The following is a 25,162-nucleotide window of genomic DNA, read 5'->3' as shown; positions in this document are numbered from 1 at the left end:
TCCTCGTGCACGCTCTCTTCGTTCGATCCGCCGCCGTCGCCGTCGCGGTGACCGGCACCCTCACCTGGGCGCCGGCCGCGAGCGCCCAGCCCTCCGAACCGACCCCCTCGGCCTCCGCCGAGACACCGGCCCCGGACGCGGGCAGCGTCGAGATCATCACCAAGGACCCGGCCGGGGACGCGCTCCTCGGCGCCGCGTTCCTCCTGCTCGACTCCGCCGGCCAAGAAGCTGGACGGGGCAAGACCGACGCACAGGGGAAACTGACCTTCTCCGACCTCGCGCCGGGCGTCTACCGCCTCAAAGAAATCTCCAGCGGCAGCAGCCTTCACGACACCGCCGATGACCAGGACGTCATCGTCACCCCGGGCAACGCCACCCGGCTCACGGTCGTCGACCCGTTCAAGGCCGCCTCGGTCCTGGTGAAGGGCAAGGACGACAAGACCGGCAAGCTGCTGCCCGGATCCACGGTCAACATCGGCAGCGGCGACAAAACCATACTGACGCTGACCACCGGCGCCGACGGAACGGCCAGCGGCAAGCTGCCCATCAACTCCCGTACCGGCACGGACTTCTGGGTCAAGCAGGTCAAGGCACCTGCCGGCTACAACATCTACAAGCCCTCGAAGGCGTTCAAGGCCAAGCCGGGCGATCCCGTGACCGTGACCGTCACCAACGCCAAGACCGCCACCACCCCGCCGCCCTCGGAGAAGCCGACAGACAAGCCCACCGAGAAGCCAAGCGACAAGCCCTCCCCGGACAAGCCCGGCAGGGATGAGGACACCCCGGCGCCGTCTGCCTCGGGTACTCCGACCTCCAACGAGTCCGCGTCGCCGGCCCCTTCCGGCTCGCTCGCGCACACCGGCGCCGACGCCACCCCGTGGCTGATCGGCGGCGCCGGAGTCCTGATCGTCGCTGGCGGAGGCGCTCTCTTCGCGGCCCGTCGCCGACGCACGGACGACTCCACCGACGACGGCTCCTCCGCGAGCTGACCCACCCACGGCCCTCCGCAAAGCCCCTGGAATTCACCCACTGATTCCGGGGGCTTTGTCATGGGCGCGTGTCCGATGCGAACGGAGGCGGGGCGCCACCCGCCGCACACGCGTGACCCTTGCGTAGAGGGACGCCGAACCGTGAAGGCCCGTACGGATATTCGCCTTCAAGAGTGGACTCGCCACCCCGTGGGGGTCGGCCGGTGTCGAACGCCAGCGCGATGTCGCCTGGGTGCGGCACACTGCCGCCGGTATCAGCTTTCCCGGACCAAAGGAGCCGTCCCTGTGGCCGAACGAATCGTCGTCCCAGACCTGTGGACTGGGCGTTGCCAGTGTGGCGATCACGCGTACGAGGCGTCCGGTATTCCGGACGACCCCCACTTGTGCTCGTGCGAGCACTGCACGCGCCTGTCCGGTTCTCCCGCGATGGCCTGGGTCGGTTTCCACAGGGACGCCCTGAAGTGGACGGGCCCGGCAGGAGAGCCGGCCTACTTCTCCACTTGGCCGACTCTCCACCGAGGATCCTGCCAGCGCTGCCGCACCCAGCTCACCTCTGTCGCGGACGGCTCGGACATGATCATGGTGACGATCTTCAGCCTCACCCGCAGCGCCGAACTGGTCCCGGTCGGACACAGCTACCGCGAGGCGGCGGCGCCCTGGATGACCATCACACTCGCGCCCGACCCGCAACGCAGCACGTACGGTCGGCGGCTAGCCTCCACGCTTGACTCACGCGCTCATGGGATTGGCGGATCTGATAACCGACCCCCACGACTGTGACCACCACTCATGAAGGCATACCGCCGTGTTGTGGTTCGAGCCCTGCGCCGGTTCCGATGACGGCCGCCGCTTCTACGCGTGCGATGGTCACGCGGGGCTGTTCGCCTGGAGCGTGGCTTTCGCGTCGGCCGCAGGCGGAAAGGTCGTCTGAGAGAGGCTTTCCGTGCTCCCCGCCCTACTGTGGAAGGGCAACGATCTCTCCTGGGAGCACAACGAGTGACAGCGTCAATGGAGCGACTCTGCGACTGGGTCGTCAATAAGGACAAGGTCTGGGTGCACGGCGACCGGATCGCCGACGGCCACGTCGCTCTCGACATGCGCCTCACCCCAGGGCTCGACCCTGCCGAGGTCGGCAGGGACGGGCAGTGGGTCCTCCGCAAAGCGCAGCCCTCGCGCTGGGTGGCTGAGCAGCACCCCGACCTCTCAGACGTCATTCCTGACCAGGCCGACGGCGCGGACTGGAGCGAGGTCGCCTGGTCGGCCTGGGTGACCCGCGGCCTGCGTATCGGCGCGCTGCGCGGCGCCGCGGTGGCAGTGGACCACGGATGGCTCTCTCGCCTCCAACCCGGCTACCGGATCGAGGGGGCTCCCGGACACGGGCTCCTGCGGATCGTGACCAAGAACCCCGAGCCGTCGCTGCTGTCGGGCGGTGCCGTGCACAGAACGGTGATCGGTGTCGTGATGCCCACGCCCATCGAGGGTTCGGGTGCTGTCCTTGAAGCCATCGTGCAGGACCTTGCCGGGTGAGTAAGCGGCCTCAGCTTCCAGGGGATCCCTCCGACCTGTACCTGCGCATCTCCTACGACGACGAGCTCTGGGACACCCCGCAGGCCGACACGCTGGAGCGGTGGAGTGTGTCCGTCCTCCATCGTCGGCGTGCGCACGACGGAGGCCAGGGGCCGGCGGCCACGGGCAACTGCGTCACCGTAGAGTGCCCCGCGTGCACGGTCGAGGACGCCACCGTGGGGTCGATGACGTTCTACCGGGTCCACCTCGACCGCGGCCGGAATGCGTTCCGGTCTATGGAGCAAGAGTCGGAGGAGCTGTATTAGACCGCCCAGGTCCTCCTCGATCCCGAGACGGGCTCCGTCACCAGCGAAGTCAGCGAGCTGCTTGAGTACGTCGGCTCCGGGCTGCTCGTCGTGGACCGGGTGACCTTGGATCCACCATGGCGTGGGCACGGCCTGGCGGCCGTATTCGGCTGTGAGGCAAACTCGGCGGATTTGCCAAATACCTCCAGCGCCCGCCCACCGCGAACAGTGTCGCCTTCGGCGCACTGGAGGACGCGAGCGGCATGGTTAGCCTCGTCTTCTCCCCCACCGGTGCGGGAACGCTTCCGCCGCATCCTGCTGGAAGCCTCCGTCGTCCTCCTGGACGGGCACGTGGAGCGGTCGTACGGCGCGGTCAACGTCATCGTCCACCAGGCCGAGGCCATGGCGGTAGCGACGGCATCCCGCCCCCGTCCCCGACGGCGATAGACCCGGGCGGGACTTCTCACGTCAGGGCGAGGCGGCGACCGACCGGGGAGCCATCAGGTCGGCGAACGGGGTGCGCACGTCGGGCGTCGTCAGCGGACTGATGTCGGCGCCGGCGTCCCGCGCGGCTCGGAGGACCGTGACGAGGTCTCCGCTGGCGATGGTTTCCACAGGGCACCGCTCGCACTCTCCGGTCCGGTCATGCCCGTTTGCGGCAGTCGACGCGGCGCGCGCGTGTGCGAACACCTCGGCCGGGCCGTCGGCGCGGACCGCGTACCAGGATCCCTGCTGCTCCGCGGGCAGGAGCGCCGCGGCGACGCCTGGGTACATCGGAAGGTGGATGCGGTCGTCGTGGACGCGGATCACGAAGACCTGGTCCAGGCTGTCGCAGCTGTCCGGCTCGGGCGCTTCCTGCTCAAGCCAGGCGATGGCCTGCGTGCGGCTGCCGGGGCCCCACAGGTACTCCGCCGGAAAGTGCGTGGTGGCGTTCCGGGCGTCGTACTCCATCAAATTGGGATCCTCTCGCTCCCCGGGCCAGAAGACCGCGCGCACGAGTACGAAGGTGAATCCGTCCTCCTCCTCTTGCTCCTGCTGGTCGGCGAGCTGGGCTGCGTGCCCGGCCCTCACGGAGCCGGTGGTGGTGTTCCACCGGATGGCGACCACGTCGCGCGGGATCGGTGCCGGGTAGAGCCGGCCTCCCGGTGTCGCGTGGCCCCACAAATGGTTGATGATCTCCGCGAGGTCGGACAGATCCCTGTATACGTCGACGGGAGTGATGAGGTGGAACATGCCGTGGGCGGTGACGTTCCGCAGGTTCTTCTTCGCCCTCTCGATCCCGCGGTTTCGCTGGCCACGCAGCAGGCCCTCTCGCCGCGCCCACTTCAGCAGTCCGTCGAGCATTCCGTTGAACGGGGTCCAGGTGTTCGAACTGCCCATCCGCATCTCGGGCTTGCGGAGCCTCTTGTACTGATCGTGGAAGTCTGCATAGCTGGTGTAGGCGATCTGGCGCTCGCTGCCTGCCTGGTTCCGGGCGGTGATGGTGCCGTTGTGGTGGGCGGCGAACCGGTCCCGCAGCGCCTGCTCCAGCGTAAGTTTGGCGGCGTCCGAGACCAGCGTGAACAGGTCGTAGCACAACAGGCCGTGGGCGTAGCCGGCGCACAGCTGCTCGAACTTCTGGCGGGTCGTCTGTGCCACGTCGTCGGCGAGGACCAGGTTGCTGATCAGGCGCTGCTGATAGTCCGCGGCGTCCTGGGGCCGCATGGGTCCGCCGAGGCCGAACGGCGTGAAATGCAGGACGCGCGGGTCCACGGCCTGGAGCGCGGCGAGGGGGTCGTTGGTCGTCGAGGTCACCGGTGCGGCCCTTCAGATGTGAATGTGGCGAACCTAGAAGGATCGGGCAGGGAAAGGGGACCGCGCAACCCGATTGGTTCGGCTCGCCGACCACGGACGGGAGGGACCGGCCTTGCCGTGGCCGGACGTAGGATCCTTCGACGTGACCGCTATTTCGTTCGATGACCTGATCGACCTGGAGCGCGCTGCCGTCGAGGCGAACGACGCGGTCAAGGACCTGCCCTACAGCGCGGAGTCGTGGAAGCCCTGGTTCGACGCCTCCGCGGAGTTCCAGATGAAGGTGACGGCGTACGCAAAGGCGGAGGGCAAGGACCGGGTCTCGGTCGAGATGGACGTGAAGAAGGCTGTCCGGCACCCGGTGTCGATCGGGGATGCCGCGTAGACCAGCGCGTTGCGGGGTCCTACGGAGCCAGAGGTCCGCACCGGCGGATGGCGGCCATAGGCTTCCCCCATGAGTACGGTGCGTGCCCGGGTGTGGCGTTTCACGGTTGAGAAGGGCATGGCTGGCGCTGACGCTGTCCAGGCCGTCGAGATCGGGCAGGGCTCTCTGCCGGTGTCGTTGGCTGCTGTGGTCAACATCAACGCCCTTGCCTGCGACCTGCGCAAGACGGTCGATCAGCGTGTGCGCGACCACGAGATCAGCCTCCTGCTCAGCTATATCGCCGGCAGCCCGGGTACTGGCCCGCTCGGGGTCGACTGCCTTGCCCTCGACTCCAGCTCCCTCCACATCCGGCGCTTCGTCAGCGAGTGCACCGGCCTTGGGGTGATGACCGCTGTCAGCGAGGCCCTTTTCGACTGGGAGCCAGGGGCCAACGGGCTCAGCAGCTTCGACGTCCTGCCCGGGAAACTAGTCGGCACCTACGCGAAGAAGGGTGTGCGGCCGGACCTGCTGTACGACCTTGCCGCCGGTCCGCTCGCCGGAGAGGCGCGGGGCCGCCGCCGCGACCACCAACAGATGTTCCCTGCCGGCAAAGGCACCCAGCCGCAGAAGACCCGCTTGGAGAAGCTCGCGCAGTGGTCCGTCGACCACGACGATCACGCCTACTTCATGAGCTGGGTCTGGCTCGGCACGGGCGGCGTCTACGTCGACATCTTCCTCCCCGACGACTCCCCGGCCACGGCCGGGCTCAGCACTGGGTGGATCGACACCCCGGGCGGCGCAACTCCCTGGCGATTCCGTGTTCCCCGGCCCGATCCCCGCCGACGCCCGAACTTGGAACCGGAGGAACCCCTCCTGAACTGGCCTGATGACATACCCGAGTCCAGCGGTGAGGGTCCGGCCGATGGAGCCGGGGCCTACCCTGAGGCGGCGATCAGGCGGGCCGAACCGCTGGTCGAAGCAGCCATGAACCGGTCCTTCGGCCGTGAGGACACACTCGGCACGTTCTCCGGCGTTGAGGTCCGCGGCCGGTGGATCCGCGGCGATGCTGTCGGCCCGGCACGCCAAGAGGTGCTGCTCGGCGTCCTGGGAGAGCGCCTGCCCCTGGACCACAGGGCCCAGCGCCGCCGGCTGGACTCTCCAACGGCTGACCGGCTCGACGCGTTCCTCGAAGGCCGCCTCCTCACCATCGTGCATCCGGTCGACAGCCCGCGGCCGAGCTGGGACCGGATCCAATCAGAGTTGCTGGAGTAGACAGGCCGCAGGTCCGGCCCGACGTCGCGAGGCTCGCGGAGGCGGTCAAACGCCCAAAACGCGGTCGGGGCCGCCCCGCGGCCAGGAGACCTGGATTCAGTGGGCCCGCCGCACGCGCGTCGCCCTCCGTCACTCCAGCGGCCGCAGCAGCGTCGACGCTGCTGCGGCCGGGCAGGAGCTTCTCCGCGCACGCGACGAAGCGCTGGTCGGGGCAGGGACAGCCTGGCAGGCCCGGATCCAGGTCATGAACCTCCATCAGACCAAGGGCCGGGAAGCCGACACCACGATCTTGTTCCTCGGAAGCAACGAGTTCCAGGGCTCCGAAGGGGAGCCGTACCCGACTGGCTCCGAGCTGCTGTACGTCGTCTTGACCCGCGCCAGGAACGGACACACCGCGTTGTTCCCCATCTGGTCCACGGTCTCTGGGAACCACTTGTCGCGGCTCTGCGATTGAGGCGGCCGACGCGCACTGGTGACTCGGGTGAAAGGGACTAGAGAACGGCGCTCACTCAAAGCAGGAGGGGTGAGCGCCATCGCACGTCACGACCGGTCAGCCCCATTAGGTCCAACGGGGGCAACTCGGTGACGAGTGAGGTGTCAACGCAGGCGGTAGCCGAGGAGGGCGAGGCCGGCGGCTGCCGCGCGGCGTTGGTAGGCGCGCAGTCCGGGGGCGCCGGGGGGCGCGGGCCTGCGGGCGTTGCGGTGCCAGTGGCCGGTGAGCGCAGCGAGGAACGCCGTGGTGGTGTCGGGACTGCTGGCGGTGGCGGGGTGGTCACGGAGTAGACGGGCGATGTCTGCGGGCGCGTGTCCGGCGAGGACGAGCTGCGGCGCGAGGGAGGCGGCGTCGACGCAGGCCGGGCCGGTGGTGGCGTGCGCCCAGTCCACGAAGGTCACACCCTGGTCGTGGTCGCGGACCATGTTGTCGGCCCGCAGGTCGCCGTGGACGATGCGGGTGCCGCAGGCCAGGGCGGGCCAGGTCGCTTCCAGTTCGGCCAGCTGCGGCAGGTGGATGCGGGCGGCGGGGGCGAGGTCGTCCGGCGGATCGGCGGCAAGCTCGTCCCAGCCGTGCAAGGCCGCCGCCGTGGAGGGCACGGCGCTCACCGCCGCGGTGTACGGCGCGGGGGCGGGGCTGGAGGTGAGCTTGGCCAGCAGGTCCCAAGTCTGTTCGGCGTCGCCGGAGGCCGCAGAGAGGTCCGGGTGGGGTCCGTCGAGGTGGGCGATGACGACGGCGGTCCAGTCGGCGGCGCGGTGGATGCCCAGCAGGTCCGGGGCCGGAGCGCCACGCGGCAGAGTGTCGAGGACGGCCGCCTCGTGGAGGTTGGCGGCAGTGAGCGGGTCGTCGTCGGGGGCGGCCTTGACGAAGACCCGTCGGCCGCTGTCCAGGCGGAGGGTGGCGGCGAGCTGGTGGCCGAAGCCGCCGCCCGGGGTGACCGCGTCGGTGACGGGTGCGCCGAGGGCGGTTTCGAGGCGAGCGCGCAGCGGCGGGGGGACGTCAATCCATTGCAGACGGCCGCTGGTGGGCGGTACAGGCATTAGGCGATAGGGATGGCGTAGGCGCGGGCGAAGTGGGTGCCGACGACGGCTTCGTGGAGGTGTCCGGCGATGGCGCGGTCGCCTTCGACGCCCATGACGACGTGGAGGTGGACAAAGCCGTTGCGGATCTCGCCGGTGCCGGTCATCTCGCCGGGCAGGTCGTACTTCGTGATGTTGTCCTTGAGGGCGTCGCCTTCGGGCATGGTCGAGACGGTGAAGGAGTTGGCGGCCCCGATCAAAGAGACGATCGCCGCATCGGTGATGTCGGCCTCGGCGGCCTGGCGGCTCAACCCGTCGACTAGCTCACCGGAGAAGACTTCAAAGACGATCACGCGTGACTCCGTCCGATCATGGGGCTCAGCTCCCGCAGCATGACTGAGGAGCACCAGCGGGCGCCAGCGGCACGGGGGTCGAGGGGCCTCTCTCGCAAAGCGAGTGGCGAGGAACTCCGCGCGGTGCGTGGTGTCTTGGGTGAAAGGGACTGAGGAATCCGCTTGTATCCGTCCACTAAAGCACCCGCTGACGTGCAGTGATGTCTCGAAGGGGAGATTGAGGGGGCGGACGCCTTGAAGCGAAACCTCTGGACACTTGCACGCGAGTTACCAGGCCCTGCCGACGGGGGTGACACCGTGCACGAGGCCGGTATGGAATTCATAGCGGTGCGCAACGCGTTCCTCGGCACGGCGAGGAACGCGCTGGACGACGTGGCCAGGCATGGCCGAAGCCTTCCCTCGTCCTGGTCCGATGCCCGTGATCAAAGATCAAGCTAATGTCCCGCCCCACGAGTGCGTTGAAGAAGTCCAGCGAGGTGTCGGCGCCGAAGCCCCCTCGACGGCGGACGTGTTCGCGCCCCTCCCAGCGGAAAACCACGGGCGCACGCCGACGGCACGCGGGATCATGAGACATGAGTCCGGATGACTGGCACCTCACCGAAGACCTCGACGACTTTCTCGCTCGCGCCGGAGACTTCCTGCAGTCGCGTCCCGCCCTGCACACCGTCCCGCTGACGGTGACCGAGGCACTGCGTACGCGCGGGGCGGACGCGTACGGCGCCGACGCCCCCATCTTCGGCCTGCTGGAACGGGCGGGCGAGGTCCGTGCGACCTTCTTCCGTACCCCGCCCCGCCGCCTGACCCTCACCCCCCTCACCCCCGAAGAGGCCGACAGCCTCGCCGCTCAACTAGCCGGCCTCGGCCATCCCCTCCCCGGCGTCAACGCGGACCACGACACCGCCAGCTTCTTCGCAGAGGCTTGGCAGCGGCGCACGGGCGCGATACCGACGCTGCACGAGCGGGAGCGCCTGTACCGCTTGGGCACGCTCACGCCACCAGAACCGTTCCCTGAGGGCCGGGGGCGAGTCGCGGGCGAGCAGGACCGCGAGCAACTCATGCTTTGGCACCGCGAGTTCGTCACCGACATCGGAGGAACCCCCTCTGCGGACAACAGCTCGTGGGCGGACACGCGCATCGCCCACGAACGCGTCACGCTCTGGGAAACCCCGGACGGCACCCCCGTCTCCATGGCGGGCAGGACCCCCATGGTCGCGGGCCAGATCCGGGTGGCCCCCGTCTATACCCCGGCACACCTGCGCGGTCGCGGTTACGCCGGCGCCGCGACAGTCGAGGTGAGCCGGGCCGCTCTAGCCGCAGGCGCGGCGGAGGTCCTGCTGTTCGCGGACCTGGCCAACCCCACCAGCAACGGCCTCTATCAGCGGATTGGCTACCGCCCGATTACTGACTTCGCGCTGTACGACTTCTAGCATGCCGCGCCAGAGATCCGGCGAAGAACTCCGGAGCGCCCCGTGGCGGGCACCACAGCGAACACATCTCTCAGCAGGGGACTTCTCCGCCGAACCGCGCTGGACTTCTTCGACGAACTTGCGGCGCAGGACACCAGATCCGCGACTTGCGCAGCGAATGCCACGCAGCTCCCGACAGGGCCAGCGTCGACCGAGGAGCCGAGAGTCGTTCGTGATCGCGGTAGAGCTTCCAGTTGTAGGGAATGAGCGCAAGCTCGGTCGGGCCGCCCTGCACGCAGCCGTCATGTACCCAGGGCTTCGGCGTAGGCGGTAGGGGGACGGAGTCACCAACATCGCCGCTGGCCTCCGCCACGACTATCGAAACCCGAGCCGACCCCTTCAGCTCCCCGGGCTCACATGATCACGAAACAGACGTCAGCGGACTTCGCCGAAGCCCTGCGCGCTGACCTGCGGCGACTAACTTGATTGGCAAGGGTGTTGGTGAGGCCGTCCCAGGGCGAGGAACTGGTGCGCGCCGCGCAGCGTGGTGCGCAACTTGCGCTGTGTCGAGCGGCTGTCCAGGCGGACGTCGAGGGGCCCGGGCAGGGGGCTGTCGGCCCGTAGGCCGGTGGGCAGTCGCGATGCGTCGAGTCCGTCGCGTCGGGCGATGAGCACGCCCAGCTCGTGCCGGCTGAGAGCCTGGTTCCCGCCGAGGTGGTGGACGCCGGTCGTGCGGCCCGACGCGAGTTCGAGGAGCGCTGCGGCCAGATCGCTCGCGTGGACCGGGCATCGGAAGTCGTCTGTGAAGAGGACGCCATCGCGGGTGCCGGTGGCCAGTGCGTGGACGGTGCGTTCTTGCTCGGACTGGCCGTCGCCGATGATCAGCGAGGTGCGGGCCACGACGGCGTCCGGATGAAGCAGCAGCACCGTTTCCGCGGCGGCCTTCGCCGCTCCGTACGGGGTGATGGGGTCGGGCCTGCAGTGTTCGTCGTAGGGAACGTGGCTCTTGCCGGAGAAGACGGCGTCGGTGGAGACCTGGATCATTCTGCTTCCGGCCTTCGCCGCGGCGATCGCGAGGCGGACGGGTCCCTCGGCTGTGACTGCCCAGTCGGCCCCGCCGCTCGACGCATTGACGATGACGCGAGGGTTCACCTCGGCCACGGCCGCTTCCACGCTCCCTGGATCCCGCAGGTCGAGACTGCGCCAGGTAATCCCCGGAGCACTGCCGGGCCTGGTCGTATAGGTCGCGGCTGTCGGGCGCCCCGCCAATACAGCTTGCCGGACCAGCTCGGTGCCCAGGAACCCGGACCCACCTACGATCAGCAGCGTCATGAGGCGACACCCTAGATCGGTCAGGGCCCGGTGATGGCGAGAATGTGGGCAGAGGCATCGGTGAGGGCCGCGTGCGGTTCCGCGATGCGGGCCGCGGCGAGGGCCGCTTCGTACATGTCCGTGCCCATGAGGTTGGCGCTGGTGTACTTCTCGATGGCCTTGACCGCCACCCAGCCGGGTCCTTCGATTCCGTAGAGGCTGGGGTCGGTAAGACCGGCCTCCGTGACCTCCGCGCGCAGCTCGGTGGAGGTCTGGAAGTAGGCGACGGTGAAGCCGCGCTGTCCGGCGTAGCGGCCCCGGGCCAGGGTGTCACGGACCCCGTCCTGGATCGCGGACTCGGTGATACCGGTGGTCGCGATGTAGTCGAGGAGGGGCGAATAGCGGGAGATCGCCGCCGCGGCGATGAGCCCGCCAGGCCGGGCCACGCGGGCCGCCTCCGTCAGCGCGGAGATCCGGTCGGTCTTGTCGTGGAGGTGGTAGAGCGGGCCGAGAAGCAGAACGACGTCGTACGTCCTGTCCGCGGCGGTGAGGCAGCGGGCGTCGCCCAGCTCGGCCGTCACGCCGTCGATGGCGGCTGCCTGGGTGACGTGCTTGGGGACGGGGTCCACGACGTGCACCGTGTAGCCGTCGTCGGCCAACCATCGGGCGTGCGTTCCGGGACCACCGCCGACATCGAGCACGCGGGCCGGTGCCGGTGGGAGGTGGCGGCGCAGTAACTCGCGGGTGCGCGCGAACTCCAGGGTGCCTGTGGCGGTGGTCTGCAGCCGTGCGGCTTCGTCGGACCGGCTGTAGAAGTCGATGATCTCCGGGCGCACGGCGGGGTTGCTCGTCATCGGACCGTCCTTGTCAGGAGGGGCTGCCGGTGTCCGGCAGAGTAGGGGAGACCAGGAAGTGATCACTTTGATTTTCGGAGCCCTGTGACGGTCCGGCCCCCACCGCCGCTGCCACAGTGCCAGGGGATGCCTGCGGAGGGTGTGGGGTGGGTGGCGGCCGAAGTCACCGCGAGACGGTCAGGCGGCGGGCTGCCGGCCCTGGTGGTCGAGGTGGCAGCGGGCGGTCAGGCGTCAAAGTTGACTTCGGGGTGCGTGAACCGCACGGGCTTGCCCAGCGACCGGGCGTAGGCGATTTCGGCCCGGGTGCTGTCTCCGATGTAGTCGCCGACTACGAGCACCTCATCAGCGAGCCGGATCTTCGCCCGGTGCAGATCGTCGAGCCGAACCTTCAGCGCCTCGGCCTCGCCAGGATCGGACCAAAGTTCGTGCGGCGACTTCATATCAAAGCCCGGTTTGACGACAATCTTTCCGGCTTTGGTCTCCCGCAGATCGACCTCGTTCATCTCGGTCATGAAGCGGGTGGAGCCACAGATCACGACGATATGCGGGAGGCTCAACAGCTTCTTCGCGTCGGCGAGCTTCTCCTCGGGGGTGAGCAGTTGCGGGTATGACACTGGTTCCTCCTGGTGGTGTGGTCCAAGGGCGACTCCGACTTCAGGGGAGCCTGTTCAGATCCTGCAGGCACCCCTCGTCGCCATCATGTCTCTGAGCCCTCCGCGGGAGCCGGCCATATGCCGTCGATGAGCCAGGGTCGGACAACCGGCTCCAGGCCGCGGGAGAACTGGTCCCCGCCGCCACCTGCCATCCACTGCGCCCACTGGCGCGTCGCGCCCGCAGCCCAGTCCGCCACCTGGAGCTGCGGGTGGTCCTTGCTGTCCGCGAACTCGATGCCGCCCATGAAGGGGTTCATGAACTCGCCCGGCCGCGCGGGATCGGGGAGGAAGTGCACGGTGTGCAGGCGGGTGGTGTTGCGGTCGACTACTTTCGATGCGTCGTGCACCAGGCGGAACTTGCCCAGGGTCTGACCGAACGTGGTGGCGAGGCAGTACAAGCTTGGGATAGCCGGATCCAGCTCGTCCCGATGCCCCTGGGATGCGATCTCCGCTGCGGTCTCGTCAGCGACGGGCCGGCCGTATTCCAGGACCTCCACGTACTCGGCGAACTGCTGGCTTTGCACGGAGGTCTTGAGGGCGACTATGGCCGCGTACAGCTCGTCGGTGGTGGCCTTCTGCCGGACCCAGTTCACGAACGCCTGGAGCATCCGGTCGTAGGCGTCCGCATCCCCCATGACCGGGCCGGCCAGGTGCAGCATGTTCGCCAGGGCGAGGGTTTCCTTCCCCTCGTACAGGTTGTAGCCGTCCCGGTGCGCCATGGGTTCCACGATGACGTCGACCATCTTGGTCATCACCATGAATCGCTTGTGGACCAGGTACGTCCGCACGCTCCCCTCGGGCAGGCGCGCGAAGGCGTTCATCAGCGCCTTCCGTCCGCCGCTGGAACCCGCCAACGACGTGTACTTCGGCTCGCGCAGATTGCGCGGGAGCTGCCCACGGACCTCGTCGACGATGGAGGCGGCGAGGTAGTCAGGGAGGTGAATCCCGGCCACCGTGAAGACAGGTTGGTGCGGGTCGAGGAGGTTCTGGCCCGAGTTGGCGGACTCGTCGACGTAAACGACGGGGCGCTCCATGGGTGAAGCGGACATGTATGGAGGATGCCCGCCAGCGTCGGGGCGGGCCAGCCGCAGTCGGCGCTGGCACCCGCGGCGGTCGGCTATCCCCTCAACCTCGATCGTGCCGACCGGTGAACATAGCCACAGGGGAAGCAGTTGTCCGCCGACATCGAACCAGGTCCGTGGAGTTCCTTGCCATCCAACGTAGTCGTCGCAGGTCATAGCGTTGGTGAGCGTGGACGGCCACACCAACGCCCTTGTCAATCAAGTTAGTCGCCGCAGGTCAGCGCGGGGCGGACGACTGGATTCACTGTGTAGGATCTCGCGGCTCGTGGTACGGGCCGTCCTTGCTGACCAGCAGCTCTTACGCTGTCTCAAGTTGATGGCTCAGCCGGTCCGTCTCACGGCAGGGGCATTTCCTCAAGGTGTAGTCGGCCCGCCGGGACCGGTGGGCGGGAGGTCCAAGTTGGCGGGCTGAAGTCACGCCTGCGGGGTGGCGCGATCTGCTCCACCCCGAAATCTGGCCCCCTTCGCGAAGTGATCAGACCTTGGTCTTGCGCCACGGCGCGGCGGGGTCCGAGAGCGTGTCGAGGATCAGCTCGCACCAGGTCACGGCAGCATTGACCGTCAGGCGGGCATGACGCACTCCAAGCCCAGACGGTGCGCTCGCCTGACCGTGACCGCTGCCGAAGCCCTGGTTGCGCAGTTCGGCGACGCCGACTGCGATGTTCACCGAGCCCGAAAGGATTCTCTTCACGGCCTTGCTGCCGTCCGGCCCATCAGGAGCCGAGCCAGCGTCGAGCTTCAGCGCCTTCTGGACCGTGCTGATCAGGGCTGGGAGCGCCGCGTTCCGGTCGACCTCGATGTTCAGCTCCCCAAGAGCGGTCTTCGCCGTTGCCTCGATGAGCTGCTTGGCCGCGCCGATGGCCCCATGGGGATCGGTGGTCAGGTCCCTCCGAATGCGCTCCAACTCGATCGTGATGCCGGAGGCGTCGCTCAGGGTGCTGAGGTCGCGGACCAGCACTGGCGGGTTGGACCAAGAGATCCTCCCCTCCTTATCGAGAGTGAAGCCATCCCGCTCCAAGCGGACCCTGATGTCGTCAAGCCACTTAGGAGTTCCCTGATCGTCCGGGTTCCGGTACGCGCGGATGAAGTCCTCGAAGACCAGGAGTACACGTCGAACCTGGTTCGGATCCGACCAGTCCACGCCCTCCGCGTAGAGCATGAATTCAGTCCGCCGCTGGCCTGAGTCCTGGTACTTCAGCTCATCTGGCGGGATGGGCGCGAACCCGTGGTCCTCCCACAGTTCGGCGACAATCCGGACCGTCAGGTCCGTGGCCAGAGAGCGGAAGGCGTTGCGGGTCGCCGGGCTCACCAGCTCCCGCCGTGCGGTGACGGTCATGGTCTGAAGATAGGAGCAGACCCTGACACCGTCACTGTCTTTTCCCAAGGTGACGTCTGATCCATGCCGCGCCCGTCCGACCAACTAGCCTCTGGTTGCGGCTGATCGGCCACTGGGTGGCCGTTGGTCGTGAGCGGTCGGCTGTGTGGGGTGCCGTATGGAGGGGGAACTGCCCGGATGCTCGACCGCAACATCGCGCTGCGTGGGGGCATCGCCTCGGTCCGCGCCGGCATTCCCAAACTCCAGTCAGATGTGCTCTCCGGGGCCCGACTTCGACCGCGCCATCCCCCCTGGCCGAGGTGATGTCAGGCGGCGCGCTTCACGTGGCGGACCAGCCACATCAGGAGGGCGTCCAGGTCGGCGGCGGCCGAGAGGACCCGTTCGACCGCCTCGGGAGTGTGCAGCCACTCCTCGCAGCCGAGGGGGCGGGCGGCGATCAGCGAACGGTGGCGCAGCAGGTCCATACGGGAGTGGTCCGTCGGATAGCCGCGCGGGGGGCGTTTCATCACGTCCCCGGAGATGTCGTAGCCCTTATTCCGCACGTCCTCGACGATGGCGGACAGTTCGCGGCCGCTCCCCTCGGAGGCCACGGCTTTGCGGAACATGTCCACCTGGCCGGGATCGGGATACCACCAGGCGCCCTGGATCCGCAGGCCGTCCAGGGCGAACCGGAGACCGATCTCGATCTTGCGGCCGAGTCGGATCACCGCGCCCTGGTGCTGCCACCACCAGGAGTCGGTGCGGTAGTGCCAGACGGAGAAGTCCTCGTACCGGGGGTCGGTGTCCGCGACCTCGTTGAGCAAGGCGATCATCGGCTGCCGGACCAGACGTTCGCGGTCCGCGCGGTGGCGCTCCCGGATCGCGTGAGTCGGTTCACCCTGGAGCTGCCACAACACATCCATGGCCTGCTCCGGCCAGCCGGTGAACTGTCCACGCATGCGCGGAGGATAGCTCACCCATGATCCGCGTGCTCGGAGAGTGAAACAGGCAGGGAATAACCCCAGACAAGGTGGGAGGTGCTGAGGTGGGCCTCGCCGACCAGTTGGATGCGCCGTGCGCGGTGGGCGAGTTCGTCGAGAAGCACGGAGCGTGCAGTCGAAATGAAGCGGGCGGTGAGATTGTGCAGCCGAACTTGAGATCCCACACACTGTCCAAGGACAGCAGTTCGCCGGGGGCAGACAGGAAAGATCGCGGAATGACTGGCCAACGTGCGTGAGGGCATGTCAACCTAGACGACCTTGCAAGAAACCCCAGGTCAGAGAGGTGATTGCCCGTGACCGTAGCGCCCGTGGGCTCCGGTTTCGCTACCACCGTTGAAGCCCTGCGGCTGCGTGAGTGGCAGCTCGGACCCGGCCAGCCCACGCTGGTGATGGACCAGTTCTCCGCAGAGGACTTCCACCTGATTGTGGACGACCGTGCGGACGTGCACGTCAGCTCGAAGGACGGCCGGTTCTACCTCGGTTGGTTCCCGCTCGGCCGTCCCGGTACGGACGGTGAGGGATGGAAGATCGCTGTGTCCGGCACGGCCAAGGTGCGTGGTTACCACCTGTCGTTCGACATCGAGACGCCGGCCGACATCGTCGCCGCCGCCGTGGCGCGTGTGCTGGAGACCTCACGTCGTGTACGACAGCGCGCCCACGAGTAGTTCTCGCCCGGGCGGCCGGTCAGATGTCGGGCCCCGCCCTTTTCACCGCTCACTGTTTCCGCTCACCCCAGGAGGCTGTTCGTGACGACCCCGGAGATGACCGTCGGTGATCTCATCGACCTGCTGTCCGCCTGCGACCGGGATACTCCGGTCCGACAGGCCATGAACCCCTTCTTTCCGATGGCGCACCGCCTGGCGCAGGTCGTGCAGTCCGTGGATGAGACCGGCCGGACCGTCGTCTACCTCGCCGAGGGGCGGGACGAGGACGCACAGCTCGGACATCTGCCGCCCGAGGTCGCCATCGCCCTGACCTGGCAGGGCCCCGTCCAGGCACCCCCGCGCCGCCCCCGCCGCCGTGCCGGCGGCAACTAGACCCGCACCGACCCCTTGGAGGCGCCCCTGTACCCCGACTTCCCGCCCGACCCGTCCATTCCGCCCGGCGGCCAGCCCGCGTTCTGGGTCGGCCCCCGGCATCTGGCCGGTGACGACGGGTGCCTCTACGACGGCGTTGCCGACACGCTCTCCGGTCTGGGCTGGACGAGCCTGACGATTGTCCGCGGACGTCATGAGCCGGACGAGGAACCCCAGGACCGCCAGGTCCTGCGCAGCACCGTTCTGCACATCAGCTCCGACACCCTCCGATGGGCGCAGTGGAGCCTGGCGGACGAGCCGTTCCACCTGGGAGACCTGCCGATCGCCTGGCAGATCTCCGCCCGCGCGGACACCAGCAGCCCGCTCGCGTCGTGGTCGTGCTACTTCACCACCGACGTCCCAGGCGAGGCTGTGGCCGACTTCCTCGTCGCGCTCGACGCCCGAGACCAGCCCGCCGTGCCGTTCGCCGGACCCGAACTGGTCCTCGACGCCGTAGCCGCACACGGCTGGCTCCGCGACATCGACCAGCCCGACGCGGCAGCGACAGACCCGACGTTCACCTCGCACATCAGCCTCGGCGAGGTACCGCCCCTCATCCAGGACGCCGACCCGCGCGCCCTGACGACCGAGGCCGACGAGCCAGGACCAGTCGGATGGCAGGCATGGGCCGAGCCCGCGCTCGGCGCCCCCTGCCTGTGGGCGGCCTCCTTCGGAGCCAGCGCCCCGCACGACCTCGTGGCAGCTTTCGCCACTTCCCTCAGCTCGACCGCACCGGTCCTGCGCCGGGTGCTGCCCGAGGCCACCCGGGAGCGACTGCTGCGGGCGCCGGCCTAGCCATCGACGGCGCACCTAACCAGACGGAAGAAACCCGGTCCCCGAACAGGGGCCGGGCTTCTGGTATTTCCCTCCGGGGCTCGGGCGAGCCATCGAGTCGGAGGACGGCGACCGGGGCGACGAGTACAGGGTGTCGGGCCTGCCCGGCACCGGTGATCGTCTCCGGCCCCAAGGCGGGGAAGTGCGGTGAAGCGGGGGTCTGCTCGGTGTATTGAAGCGGATCGGGTGATGTCGGTTGATTGCCTGACAGGTAGCGGCTGGGTCCGATAGATGTGTGCACATGGACGACTCCACGCCCGGTGAACGCACTCCCGCAGATGGCGAGCCCGCGCCCTCTGACGAGAAGTCGAAGAGCTGGTACGCGAAGCACAAGCCGAAGATCCGCGTCATGGGCGGCGTGACTCTGAGCGTAAGTCTGGCCGTGGTCGCTTACCTCGCAAGGCAGGGCTCCACAAGGCATGAGGTCGAGGACATCGCGGATTACGAACCGGCCTCCGACGATGAAGCTACGGAGCAGCCTCGCCAGTCCTCGCCTGCCCCTGACCGCGACCCCTTCCTCCGAAGGCTCCCTCCCGGTCAGCACGCCAGCGAAGAGGCCAAGGCGAGGTATAGGGAGTTGACGGGGAACGAGCTTCCTGACGGTTACACCGTGGTTCGCCGGTGGATGTACGGAACCGCAGCCTGACCACCGCACTGGTGTCCGTCAAAGCGGAACAAGCACAGCACTGCTGCCCCCGACCGTCCTGGTCGGGGGCAGCAGTGTGTCGAGGTCGGTCAGCTGGCTGCCGTGGCCTTGGTGAGGGCCTTGTCGAGGTGGCGGTCGACGAGGGCCGGGGAGCCGGAGACGATCAGCAGCAGGCTGCCGTCGCGGATCGCGGTCTGCTTGACCACGGTGCTCCGTCCTCCGGCGGAGAACGTCAGGAGCTGGCTCCACTGCTCGTCACCGAGGCCGTGGGGCGCGGGCAGCTTCTGCGAGGCGATGTCGATCGGGGTGCCGCCCGCGACGACCTGGTAGGTATGGCATCCGGTCATGGCGTCGAAGATCCGGCCGATGCCGTCGGACAGCTTGTTCGCGCCGTCGCTGTACAACTCCTCGGAGATCTCGGAGGAGCTGCCGCCGTAGGTGAAGGCCGTCTTCGCTTTGCGGGGGAAGGTGAGCGTGGCGCCGGTGGCCGCGTCGCCGCCCAGTTCGCTCAGGGCCGGACAGCCGTTGACGGTGACGTCGTCGTGCTGGGTGAGGCGCTCCGGCTTGCGCAGGTAGCCGCTGCCGAGGTCGCTCTGGTCGAGCAGGCGCGTCTCCAGCGCGGCCGACGTGAGCGGAGCAGCCTGGGTTGTGTCGGCCGGCGACCCGGTCCGAGCGGTGGCGGCGGTGGCGTGCTTGGCGCCGGTGGTGTCGGTGGAGCAGGCGGACACGGTGAGGAGGGCGGCGGTGATGCCGAGGACGGTGGTGGCGACGCGAACGCGCATGACGGAACTGACCCCTTGGTGCTGGACGACGGGTGGTCAGTGCGGGCCCGCGGGCCCGGCGGGGTCGTAGGAGTGGAGGTCAGTGCCCGAGGTGGCGCAGGCATTCCTCGAACGTGGCATGCGTCGCGTCCGCCGGTCCGCGGTTCCGGTTGAACCAGGCGGTGTCGAGGCGGGTTTCCTGCTCCTGGTGGCCGACCCGGCACCGCAGCCAGATCTGGTCGCGGGTGGAGAGGATGAGCCAGTCCCGGTACGCGCCGCACTCGGCGCAGGCGACCATCTCGCCGTCGAGGACGAGCGGCTGCTTCCACGGCATCATGGTGCCGCCGACCTGGTCGTGGCTGGGTACCCGCAACTCCGGCGGAAGGAAGTCGTCCACCACCGCGGTCGGCTCGATGTGTTCCGGCTCGGCCGGCGGCACCCCGATCCCGGGCGGGACCTCGTTCTGCAGCCGCGCCGACAGCTCGAAGAACCGGCGCTGTTCCTCGCTGGGCTCCTTGGCCCGGCGGCGTATTCGCTGAAACACCCTGGCGTCCTCCTGTGCCTCGTCCTGCTCGCTTCATGATCGTGCCTTACGCCCCTGGCGGTTTCAATTCACAAAGTCCACAGTCGCCTTCGGGCAGGTCATCAGGCGGTTTCCGCCTCCTGGGGGCGCGGATGACGAGTGGGCACGGCGCGTGTCTCGAGCGGATGAGTGATGTCCCCTCGGCGTGCCCGAACACGTCACGTCGGCTTCGACCGCCCAACTTCGCGTCGCCTACTGGCTCGAGTCGCCGCACCTGCGCCCTTGCGTTCCTCCTGAGTGTGCGTAGCGCCCGTGACCCACAACGCGGGCCTGAACGCCGCCGGGGTCCGCTGTGGCGTACGGCCATGCTGTGGCACGCGAGCGGGGAGGTGGCGGTGCGCCTGCTCCTGGTCGTGCGCTGAGGCTGCACCCCGGCTGGCAGGGCTCACCGGGTTTTGCCCGATGTCTCCTCCCCGCTGCGGCCGCGGCCTGGCGCGGAAGTCTGGGGTGCCGTCCTGTGCGTTGGGGGCTGGACCCCAGCGGTGCCGCTCTCGGACAGGGGCGAGGCGTCGGCGGGCAGATCGGCCGTCCGCCGCATCCGCCACACCAGCACGTCGCTCACCGACTCCGCGGTGTCGAGTTCACGACGCCCGACCGCGGCGGACAGAAGAGCGGCCGGATCGTGGCCGGCGGCTTCGGCTTCCGCGATGGTCGCGGCCAGGGCGTACCAGCCGGGCTCGGCGAGGATCCGCTCGGCGAGCCCCGGCAGCGCTTCGCGCAGCAGCACGGTCTGCCGCTGGAGCACCGGCCGGCTCAGACGTCGGCCTCGCTGGTAGAGCACGCCGAGCGGCTGAGCGGCGGCGGCCCGGTAGGCGGTGCGCAGGTGCCCGGCCGCCTGGGCGGCGGCTTCGGCCTGCTGGGCATGGCCCTTTCTCGCGTGCCAGTGGGCGGCGGCGGTGATGAGGAAGAACAGCATGTCGATCGCCATCGCGGTGGTGGCACCGTCCTCACCGCGGCCGAGGGCGGGCCCGCCGTGGACGAGGTCGCGGGCGGCCTGCCGCAGCGCGCGGTCGTGCCCGCGTACGGCGCGCACGTGGGAGCGGGAGGCCCGCTCGAACGCTGTTGCGGAGTCTCGCAGTTCGCGGCGGGTGTGTGCGGCGGAGGTCTTCGCGAGCGCGTCCAGGACCTCGCCGGCGGCGGCGATGTGGGCGGCGGCGACCGCGTCGTCGCCGTGCTCGACGATGAGCACGGCCTGCCACGCAGCCGATGCCGTCCCGCGGCGGGCGGAGGCCGGGGCGCCAGGCCCCGTACGGACCGTGTCCTCCTTCCATGACGTTGGCTCGGTCCCGGTGTCGCCGGACCAGCGCTCCCGGATGCGGGGCAGCGACAGGTCGGGGGCCAGGCGCGCGCCGGGGTAGAACACCGGCTCGCCGTCCTTGTTCAGGTCGTCGGGCAGAGCGACCTTGTATCCGAGGAGGTCTCCGGAGGGCGCGGCGCGCTTACGGATCAGGACGCCGGCAGCGGCGAGCCGGTCGAAGAACTCCTTGTCACTCCTCGCACCGGATACCGCGCGCCGTACCGTCTCGCGCAGCTCCTCGCGGGCGGTGCGCTCGCGACCCTGGCGTTCGGCCTTGTGGCGTTCGGCGCTGGTGGGTCGCTGGGCGGCGGTGCCGTCGCCGGGGGCGACCTGGTGGAGGCCGAGTTCCTTCTCGATGAGGCGGCACTCGGCCTGCGCGCGTTTGCCGGAGCGGAAGTCGTCGGGGTGGCTGCCGTCCTCGCACACCAGGGTGGCGACGATGTGGATGTGGTCGTCGGCGTGTCGTACGGCTGCCCAGCGGCAGCCAGGCTGCCCGTCGCCGGGGTCGATGCCGGTGGCGGCCACGATCCGCCGGGCGATCTCACCCCATTCCTCGTCGGACAGGATCCGGTCGTCCGCCGTCGCGCGCACGGAGGTATGCCACACGTGCTTGGCCGGACGCGCGTGCTTCGGCAGGGCCATCACGGGCTGGTCCAGGAGCTGCTGCAGGTCCTTGAGGGTGGCGTTCGGGTCACGGCCGGGGTCGGGGGCCATGCCGTCGAAGGAGGCCACGAGATGGGGGTCGGTGTGGTCCTCGTACTTGCCGGTCTCGTAGAGGTATTTGAGGAGACCGAAGGTCTCTGATCCGGCGTTGTTGACGCTGGGGATCATGCGCCGTGGCGTTCGATCAGGCGTGTGGCGGCTGCATGCGCGGTGTCGGCGGCCCGCTGTACGGCGGCGACGGCCGCATCGAGCTGGGGAGCGTCCGCGCCGGAGTTGAGTGCCTTGACCGCCTGGTTGAGGTTGCTGCCGGCCCAGCCGAGCCGACGCCGGCTGTCGAACAGGGCTGTGATCACTTCGCGTTCGTCGGCTATCTCGGCGCTGGTTCGGTCGAGGTCGCGGGCTGCGGCGAGCGCGGCGCGGGCGAGGAATCCGGCGACGGACAGGTTGCATCGGGCGGCGGCGGACTTGATCAGCGCGAACTCTTCCTCGTTGAAACGAGTGTTGGGCTGGTGCAGGCGCTTCGTGGCGCGAGGCTGACGCGGACGCTGACGAGCGCGCACAGCACGCTCGCGGTGGCTGCGGCGCTCGGTCGGCTTCTTCTCCTGTCCCGGCTTCGATCCGCCCTCGGTCGAAGCCTCCTGGACCTGCGCCCCCCGGTGCAGGTCCTCCCCGTCCCACTTTGGGGCGGGGTTGGCGGAAGCTACGCTTCCGCCCCAACTTGCTCGCCCCGAGACCGAGTTGGAGTCGAGATCAGGTTCCGGGGTGGTGCCGTTCTGGGTGGGGTTCGTCATCGGGTTTCGGGCCTCATGGTGCGGGTGTGGTGCTGGATGGTCGCGGCCAGTGCGACGACGTCGGCCGGTCCCAAGAGGACGCGGACGGGTCCGTCGGGCCGGTCCTGGACGAGCCACTGGCCGTTCGGCGCGAGGACGGCGGCGTGCAGGAGTCGCCGGCGGACCAAGACGTCCGCCCAGGCGCTGGCCTCGGCGGCGTTGGGCTCGGATGGACGAGGGGGACGCGGAATCACGGCTTGCCTCCTTAAGCGGGGCGGTGGCCCGGCACGGAGCCGGGCCACCCGTTGCAGGTAGGGGCGTTGAGCTGGGGCTTTGACGATTCAGCCGCACTCGGGGCAGCGCCCGACGTGGCTGTTGAGCGCCCGGGCCATCCGCTGCTTCGTCGAGGCAGCCTGCTTTGCGCTGGACTTCGCCGCCGGCCTGCCCTCGTGCCGCTTGGAGTGGGCGAGCATGAAGCCGATCTCCCGCTCGTACTCCGCACGGACGGTGTCGAACTGGTGGCAGGTCTTCATTGGGCGGTGCTCCTTGTCTTCGTGGTGTCGTCGCTCCGCAGTTCCTGGAGGACGAGGCTCAGCCGGTCGTTCCGGCCGCCCTTCAGGCCCTCGCGGCGGAGGATCTCCCGCAGCTGGACCCGGGTGACGAACTCGTTGCCGTCCCGTTCGAGCAGGGCGGGGACGTGGGGGCGGACCTGCTGGACGAGCTGGTCCACCGACTGCTCCAGCTCGCGTGGCGGGCGCTGTATCTGCGGGGTGCGGGACCGGCCGAGCTTCCCCTTGTTCTTCGTCCTGGTCTTCGCGGTCGTCTTCCGCCGGAGAGGGACGTTGTGTCCCCGGTCCCCGGTGGGCTCGGTCCCCGTGTCGGTGTCGGTCGGTCCCCGACGTGAATCAGGGCCCTGAGCAGTTATTTCTCGCGTCAGGCGCTCAGTCCCCACGCCTCGGGCGTCCCCCTCCGAGGCTTCCGGATTGGCGGGACCGGTCCCCGGGACCGCGCCTGCTTCTCGGGCCTCGGTCCCCACCCCGGTCCCCGCGTTCTCGCCTTCGGTCCCCGCGCCTGCCGACGTCTTCGAGCCCGCAAGCTCGGGGACCGGTCCCCACGGGGCGCTCGGTCCCGTGCCCCCGTCCGACTCGTCGGGACCGTGGGGACCGGCTACGGGGACCGGCGCCTTCGAGGCCGACTGCGAGGGGACCGTGGCTGCCGTTGCGGTGCTCTGTACCGGGGACCAGGGCGAGGGCAGCGGGACCGTAGCGAGCGCGAGTGCGTGCCGGCGGGCGGCGAGCTGGTCGAGCAGGTTCGCGCGCTGGAGGGGGTCGGTGCCGACCGAGGCCCTGCCGACCGCCTTCGACAGGCGCCGCGTGAGCCGTCGGCCGCGCCAGCTCCGCTGCTGCTCGGGTGTGCGCTCGGCGAGGCGGGCGGCGAGGGCGACCGCGCGGGTGGTGGCCCGGTCCCGGGTGATCTGTGCGGCGTCGCGGTCTCGCGCGGCGATGCCGAGGCGGGACAGGAGCCGCTCGCGTGCCTCCCGGCCCAGGACGGCGATCAGTCCGTGGGAGGCGGCGCCCGGGGTGCGAAGGCGCAGCTCGATCCCCATCGCGAGGTGCCACAACATCGCCGCCATGACGGGCCCGACGAAGGCCCGGACTGTGCCGCCGATGGGGCCGCTCTCGGCGTAGGCGGGGATCACCTGCACTCCGGTGATCACCCAGACCAGGGTGCCCGGCAGACCAGGAGCACCCTGAGTGGCCAGGTTCTGGCGTGCCATCAGCGCGGTCGCGAAGAGCGCCAGCTCGGCCGCGGCGAACATGCCGGCTCGCTCGGCGGTTCCGGCCATGTCGAGGTAGTCGGCGGCGAAGCGCCACGAGGTGTCGGCGCTGTAGGCGGTGCAGCCGAGGGCAGCAAGGGCAGCGACCTTGACCGCCGGACCGCCGAGACGTTTCTGCGGGCGCGTACCCCGGCGCCGGATCGTCCAGGCGGCCAGCACCAGCACGAGGGCGGCGGGCACACCGACGGTGAGGAGGAGAGGAAGGTCCGGAGCGGCGCTGAGGGCGAGGACGGGGTGGGTCATGCGGCCTTTCCGAGAGGGGCGTGCGCCGGAGTCGACGCCGCCGGGCGGGCTACCGGCTGCTGTGTGCCAGGTGCGGCGGGCGCGGGGCTGCCTGTTGCCGGGGTGGTCTTCTTCCGCTTCTTCTTGGGCCGCGGCACGCCGTAGGTGCGGTCGCGGTCGAAGACCTTGTTGGCGGCCTGCCGCAGCAGGTCTCGGGCGTGCTTGTGGCTGATCTGTAGGGCTGTGGCGAGCCGGTCGGGCCGCCAGCCGCGTACGTAGGCGTGGTCGATGACGACCTGCCGCTCGGCCTCGGTCAGGTGCACGTCGCGTCCCTGGAAGAAGGCCGTCACGCGCCGGTAGTCGAGGCGCCGGTGCAGTCCGTCGTGCAGGGGGCGCCGCTCGGCTTCGGTGAGGCCGCCCCAGATGCCCTCCTTGAGGACGTTCTCCAGGGCGAAGTCGAGGCAGTCGCGGCGTACCGGGCACCAGCCGCACAGCTCCGTCGCCTCGGCGATGTCTTCGTGGTCCCGGGGCCCGGGGAAGAAGACGGCGTCGGCGTCCTCGACGTCCATGCCGTGGCACGCTCCGCGGGTGTGCCAGCTTGTGTCTCCGATGCCGCGCAGGCCGGTGGCCGGCGCGTCGTGGGTGGTGATGTGGCGCAAGGTGATCTCCGATGTGCTGCCGCGTCGGCCGACCGGGGCGGTGCTCGGCGGGCGCGGCGTCGGGTGCCGGCTGCGGTGCGCGGGCGTGCGCCGCACCCGG

At 69.4% G+C, this 25,162-nt stretch carries 29 protein-coding genes; 12 read left to right on the top strand and 17 right to left on the bottom strand.

Going from position 1 to position 25,162, the window contains the following annotated elements; translation table 11 throughout:
- Positions 1–5: 5 nt before the first annotated feature.
- The 5 genes from ACFYWX_RS02150 to ACFYWX_RS02130 all read left to right on the top strand — a co-directional run bounded on the left by ACFYWX_RS02150 (position 6) and on the right by ACFYWX_RS02130 (position 3,247).
- Positions 6–989 (top strand): SpaA isopeptide-forming pilin-related protein, encoded by a 984-nt coding sequence (locus ACFYWX_RS02150; RefSeq protein WP_107446564.1) that lies wholly within the window; start codon positions 6–8, stop codon positions 987–989.
- A 60-nt stretch (positions 990–1,049) separates the two neighbouring features.
- Positions 1,050–1,769, top strand: a complete 720-nt coding sequence (locus tag ACFYWX_RS02145; protein WP_319342866.1) for a GFA family protein — start codon at positions 1,050–1,052, stop codon at positions 1,767–1,769.
- A gap of 228 nt (positions 1,770–1,997) precedes the next feature.
- Positions 1,998–2,516, top strand: a complete 519-nt coding sequence (locus tag ACFYWX_RS02140) for a hypothetical protein (RefSeq protein ID WP_389422055.1) — start codon at positions 1,998–2,000, stop codon at positions 2,514–2,516.
- Positions 2,513–2,821: a hypothetical protein gene (locus ACFYWX_RS02135; RefSeq protein WP_061334530.1), complete on the top strand. Its 309-nt coding sequence runs from the start codon at positions 2,513–2,515 to the stop codon at positions 2,819–2,821. Before ACFYWX_RS02140 ends, ACFYWX_RS02135 begins: the two co-directional genes overlap by 4 nt.
- Positions 2,822–3,091: 270 nt before the next feature.
- Positions 3,092–3,247 (top strand): hypothetical protein, encoded by a 156-nt coding sequence (locus ACFYWX_RS02130; RefSeq protein ID WP_210594862.1) that lies wholly within the window; start codon positions 3,092–3,094, stop codon positions 3,245–3,247.
- Positions 3,248–3,268: 21 nt separating this feature from the next.
- Here ACFYWX_RS02130 and ACFYWX_RS02125 read toward each other — a convergent pair whose 3' ends face one another.
- Positions 3,269–4,594, bottom strand: coding sequence for a hypothetical protein (locus ACFYWX_RS02125; protein WP_389422054.1), 1,326 nt, complete (start codon positions 4,592–4,594; stop codon positions 3,269–3,271).
- A gap of 142 nt (positions 4,595–4,736) precedes the next feature.
- Between ACFYWX_RS02125 and ACFYWX_RS02120 the strand changes: the two genes are divergently transcribed.
- The gene (locus tag ACFYWX_RS02120; RefSeq protein ID WP_159059656.1) at positions 4,737–4,976 is read left to right on the top strand and encodes a hypothetical protein; all 240 of its coding nucleotides are present in this window, start codon (positions 4,737–4,739) and stop codon (positions 4,974–4,976) included.
- Positions 4,977–5,045: 69 nt separating this feature from the next.
- Positions 5,046–6,227 (top strand): hypothetical protein, encoded by a 1,182-nt coding sequence (locus tag ACFYWX_RS02115; RefSeq protein WP_269653661.1) that lies wholly within the window; start codon positions 5,046–5,048, stop codon positions 6,225–6,227.
- Positions 6,228–6,824: 597 nt separating this feature from the next.
- Here ACFYWX_RS02115 and ACFYWX_RS02110 read toward each other — a convergent pair.
- Positions 6,825–7,760: a phosphotransferase family protein gene (locus tag ACFYWX_RS02110; protein ID WP_389422053.1), complete on the bottom strand. Its 936-nt coding sequence runs from the start codon at positions 7,758–7,760 to the stop codon at positions 6,825–6,827.
- Positions 7,760–8,092, bottom strand: coding sequence for a PCC domain-containing protein (locus ACFYWX_RS02105; protein ID WP_389422052.1), 333 nt, complete (start codon positions 8,090–8,092; stop codon positions 7,760–7,762). Before ACFYWX_RS02105 ends, ACFYWX_RS02110 begins: the two co-directional genes overlap by 1 nt.
- A 572-nt stretch (positions 8,093–8,664) precedes the next feature.
- On the opposite strand from ACFYWX_RS02105, the gene ACFYWX_RS02100 reads away from it, so the two are divergent.
- A complete protein-coding gene (locus ACFYWX_RS02100) occupies positions 8,665–9,519 on the top strand; it encodes a GNAT family N-acetyltransferase (RefSeq protein WP_389422051.1) in 855 nt (284 codons plus the stop codon).
- Positions 9,520–9,975: 456 nt separating this feature from the next.
- On the opposite strand, the gene ACFYWX_RS02095 is transcribed toward ACFYWX_RS02100, so the two are convergent.
- The 6 genes from ACFYWX_RS02095 to ACFYWX_RS02070 all read right to left on the bottom strand — a co-directional run bounded on the left by ACFYWX_RS02095 (position 9,976) and on the right by ACFYWX_RS02070 (position 15,672).
- The gene (locus tag ACFYWX_RS02095) at positions 9,976–10,830 is read right to left on the bottom strand and encodes an SDR family oxidoreductase (protein WP_389422050.1); all 855 of its coding nucleotides are present in this window, start codon (positions 10,828–10,830) and stop codon (positions 9,976–9,978) included.
- Positions 10,831–10,850: 20 nt separating this feature from the next.
- On the bottom strand, positions 10,851–11,663 hold the full coding sequence (locus ACFYWX_RS02090) for a bifunctional 2-polyprenyl-6-hydroxyphenol methylase/3-demethylubiquinol 3-O-methyltransferase UbiG (protein WP_269654941.1): 813 nt from the start codon (positions 11,661–11,663) through the stop codon (positions 10,851–10,853).
- A gap of 224 nt (positions 11,664–11,887) precedes the next feature.
- The gene (locus tag ACFYWX_RS02085; RefSeq protein ID WP_389422049.1) at positions 11,888–12,277 is read right to left on the bottom strand and encodes a hypothetical protein; all 390 of its coding nucleotides are present in this window, start codon (positions 12,275–12,277) and stop codon (positions 11,888–11,890) included.
- An 83-nt stretch (positions 12,278–12,360) separates the two neighbouring features.
- On the bottom strand, positions 12,361–13,365 hold the full coding sequence (locus ACFYWX_RS02080) for a DUF3800 domain-containing protein (protein ID WP_389422048.1): 1,005 nt from the start codon (positions 13,363–13,365) through the stop codon (positions 12,361–12,363).
- A gap of 508 nt (positions 13,366–13,873) precedes the next feature.
- Complete coding sequence (locus tag ACFYWX_RS02075; protein WP_185015068.1) at positions 13,874–14,734, bottom strand: abortive infection family protein; 861 nt, start codon at positions 14,732–14,734, stop codon at positions 13,874–13,876.
- Between the two features lie 305 nt (positions 14,735–15,039).
- Positions 15,040–15,672: a DUF2461 family protein gene (locus ACFYWX_RS02070; RefSeq protein WP_389422047.1), complete on the bottom strand. Its 633-nt coding sequence runs from the start codon at positions 15,670–15,672 to the stop codon at positions 15,040–15,042.
- A 335-nt stretch (positions 15,673–16,007) separates the two neighbouring features.
- Here ACFYWX_RS02070 and ACFYWX_RS02065 point away from each other — a divergent pair, with 335 nt between their 5' ends.
- The 4 genes from ACFYWX_RS02065 (at position 16,008) to ACFYWX_RS02050 (ending at position 18,270) form a co-directional block, all read left to right on the top strand.
- Positions 16,008–16,379, top strand: coding sequence for a DUF317 domain-containing protein (locus tag ACFYWX_RS02065; protein WP_057608361.1), 372 nt, complete (start codon positions 16,008–16,010; stop codon positions 16,377–16,379).
- An 81-nt stretch (positions 16,380–16,460) separates the two neighbouring features.
- Positions 16,461–16,751, top strand: a complete 291-nt coding sequence (locus ACFYWX_RS02060) for a hypothetical protein (RefSeq protein ID WP_061334550.1) — start codon at positions 16,461–16,463, stop codon at positions 16,749–16,751.
- A 15-nt stretch (positions 16,752–16,766) separates the two neighbouring features.
- Complete coding sequence (locus ACFYWX_RS02055) at positions 16,767–17,585, top strand: DUF317 domain-containing protein (RefSeq protein WP_061334552.1); 819 nt, start codon at positions 16,767–16,769, stop codon at positions 17,583–17,585.
- Between the two features lie 280 nt (positions 17,586–17,865).
- Positions 17,866–18,270 carry a hypothetical protein gene (locus tag ACFYWX_RS02050; RefSeq protein ID WP_061334554.1) on the top strand — a complete coding sequence of 135 codons (405 nt, stop codon included), beginning with the start codon at positions 17,866–17,868 and terminating at the stop codon, positions 18,268–18,270.
- An 89-nt stretch (positions 18,271–18,359) separates the two neighbouring features.
- On the opposite strand, the gene ACFYWX_RS02045 is transcribed toward ACFYWX_RS02050, so the two are convergent.
- From ACFYWX_RS02045 to ACFYWX_RS02010, 8 genes are all read right to left on the bottom strand, one after another.
- The gene (locus ACFYWX_RS02045) at positions 18,360–19,052 is read right to left on the bottom strand and encodes a hypothetical protein (RefSeq protein WP_107446588.1); all 693 of its coding nucleotides are present in this window, start codon (positions 19,050–19,052) and stop codon (positions 18,360–18,362) included.
- 79 nt (positions 19,053–19,131) lie between these two features.
- Positions 19,132–19,575, bottom strand: a complete 444-nt coding sequence (locus ACFYWX_RS02040) for a hypothetical protein (protein WP_389422046.1) — start codon at positions 19,573–19,575, stop codon at positions 19,132–19,134.
- Positions 19,576–19,999: 424 nt separating this feature from the next.
- Positions 20,000–21,742 (bottom strand): relaxase/mobilization nuclease domain-containing protein, encoded by a 1,743-nt coding sequence (locus ACFYWX_RS02035; protein WP_389422045.1) that lies wholly within the window; start codon positions 21,740–21,742, stop codon positions 20,000–20,002.
- Positions 21,739–22,365 carry a plasmid mobilization protein gene (locus ACFYWX_RS02030; RefSeq protein WP_307047195.1) on the bottom strand — a complete coding sequence of 209 codons (627 nt, stop codon included), beginning with the start codon at positions 22,363–22,365 and terminating at the stop codon, positions 21,739–21,741. Before ACFYWX_RS02030 ends, ACFYWX_RS02035 begins: the two co-directional genes overlap by 4 nt.
- A complete protein-coding gene (locus ACFYWX_RS02025; RefSeq protein WP_107446590.1) occupies positions 22,362–22,598 on the bottom strand; it encodes a hypothetical protein in 237 nt (78 codons plus the stop codon). The genes ACFYWX_RS02030 and ACFYWX_RS02025 overlap by 4 nt, the downstream gene beginning before the upstream one ends.
- An 87-nt stretch (positions 22,599–22,685) precedes the next feature.
- A complete protein-coding gene (locus tag ACFYWX_RS02020) occupies positions 22,686–22,877 on the bottom strand; it encodes a hypothetical protein (RefSeq protein WP_055493674.1) in 192 nt (63 codons plus the stop codon).
- Positions 22,874–24,424, bottom strand: coding sequence for a hypothetical protein (locus tag ACFYWX_RS02015; protein WP_389422044.1), 1,551 nt, complete (start codon positions 24,422–24,424; stop codon positions 22,874–22,876). The genes ACFYWX_RS02020 and ACFYWX_RS02015 overlap by 4 nt, the downstream gene beginning before the upstream one ends.
- The gene (locus ACFYWX_RS02010; protein WP_389422165.1) at positions 24,421–25,062 is read right to left on the bottom strand and encodes a WhiB family transcriptional regulator; all 642 of its coding nucleotides are present in this window, start codon (positions 25,060–25,062) and stop codon (positions 24,421–24,423) included. The genes ACFYWX_RS02015 and ACFYWX_RS02010 overlap by 4 nt, the downstream gene beginning before the upstream one ends.
- Positions 25,063–25,162: the final 100 nt, after the last annotated feature.

The sequence above is a fragment of the Streptomyces sp. NPDC002888 genome, assembly GCF_042888465.1.
Classification (GTDB): domain Bacteria; phylum Actinomycetota; class Actinomycetes; order Streptomycetales; family Streptomycetaceae; genus Streptomyces.
This window is presented reverse-complemented; position numbering and strand designations above follow the sequence as displayed.

Coding starts and splice junctions, on each gene's coding strand:
- ACFYWX_RS02045 (WP_107446588.1), bottom strand. CDS start 19,052: ATGCGCGTTCGCGTCGCCACCACCGTCCTCGGCATCACCGCCGCCCTC.
- ACFYWX_RS02080 (WP_389422048.1), bottom strand. CDS start 13,365: ATGTCCGCTTCACCCATGGAGCGCCCCGTCGTTTACGTCGACGAGTCC.
- ACFYWX_RS02100 (WP_389422051.1), top strand. CDS start 8,665: ATGAGTCCGGATGACTGGCACCTCACCGAAGACCTCGACGACTTTCTC.
- ACFYWX_RS02110 (WP_389422053.1), bottom strand. CDS start 7,760: ATGCCTGTACCGCCCACCAGCGGCCGTCTGCAATGGATTGACGTCCCC.
- ACFYWX_RS02090 (WP_269654941.1), bottom strand. CDS start 11,663: ATGACGAGCAACCCCGCCGTGCGCCCGGAGATCATCGACTTCTACAGC.
- ACFYWX_RS02030 (WP_307047195.1), bottom strand. CDS start 22,365: ATGACGAACCCCACCCAGAACGGCACCACCCCGGAACCTGATCTCGAC.
- ACFYWX_RS02115 (WP_269653661.1), top strand. CDS start 5,046: ATGAGTACGGTGCGTGCCCGGGTGTGGCGTTTCACGGTTGAGAAGGGC.
- ACFYWX_RS02095 (WP_389422050.1), bottom strand. CDS start 10,830: ATGACGCTGCTGATCGTAGGTGGGTCCGGGTTCCTGGGCACCGAGCTG.
- ACFYWX_RS02020 (WP_055493674.1), bottom strand. CDS start 22,877: ATGAAGACCTGCCACCAGTTCGACACCGTCCGTGCGGAGTACGAGCGG.
- ACFYWX_RS02140 (WP_389422055.1), top strand. CDS start 1,998: ATGGAGCGACTCTGCGACTGGGTCGTCAATAAGGACAAGGTCTGGGTG.
- ACFYWX_RS02145 (WP_319342866.1), top strand. CDS start 1,050: ATGGGCGCGTGTCCGATGCGAACGGAGGCGGGGCGCCACCCGCCGCAC.
- ACFYWX_RS02070 (WP_389422047.1), bottom strand. CDS start 15,672: ATGCGTGGACAGTTCACCGGCTGGCCGGAGCAGGCCATGGATGTGTTG.
- ACFYWX_RS02015 (WP_389422044.1), bottom strand. CDS start 24,424: ATGACCCACCCCGTCCTCGCCCTCAGCGCCGCTCCGGACCTTCCTCTC.
- ACFYWX_RS02050 (WP_061334554.1), top strand. CDS start 17,866: ATGGACGACTCCACGCCCGGTGAACGCACTCCCGCAGATGGCGAGCCC.
- ACFYWX_RS02035 (WP_389422045.1), bottom strand. CDS start 21,742: ATGATCCCCAGCGTCAACAACGCCGGATCAGAGACCTTCGGTCTCCTC.
- ACFYWX_RS02075 (WP_185015068.1), bottom strand. CDS start 14,734: ATGACCGTCACCGCACGGCGGGAGCTGGTGAGCCCGGCGACCCGCAAC.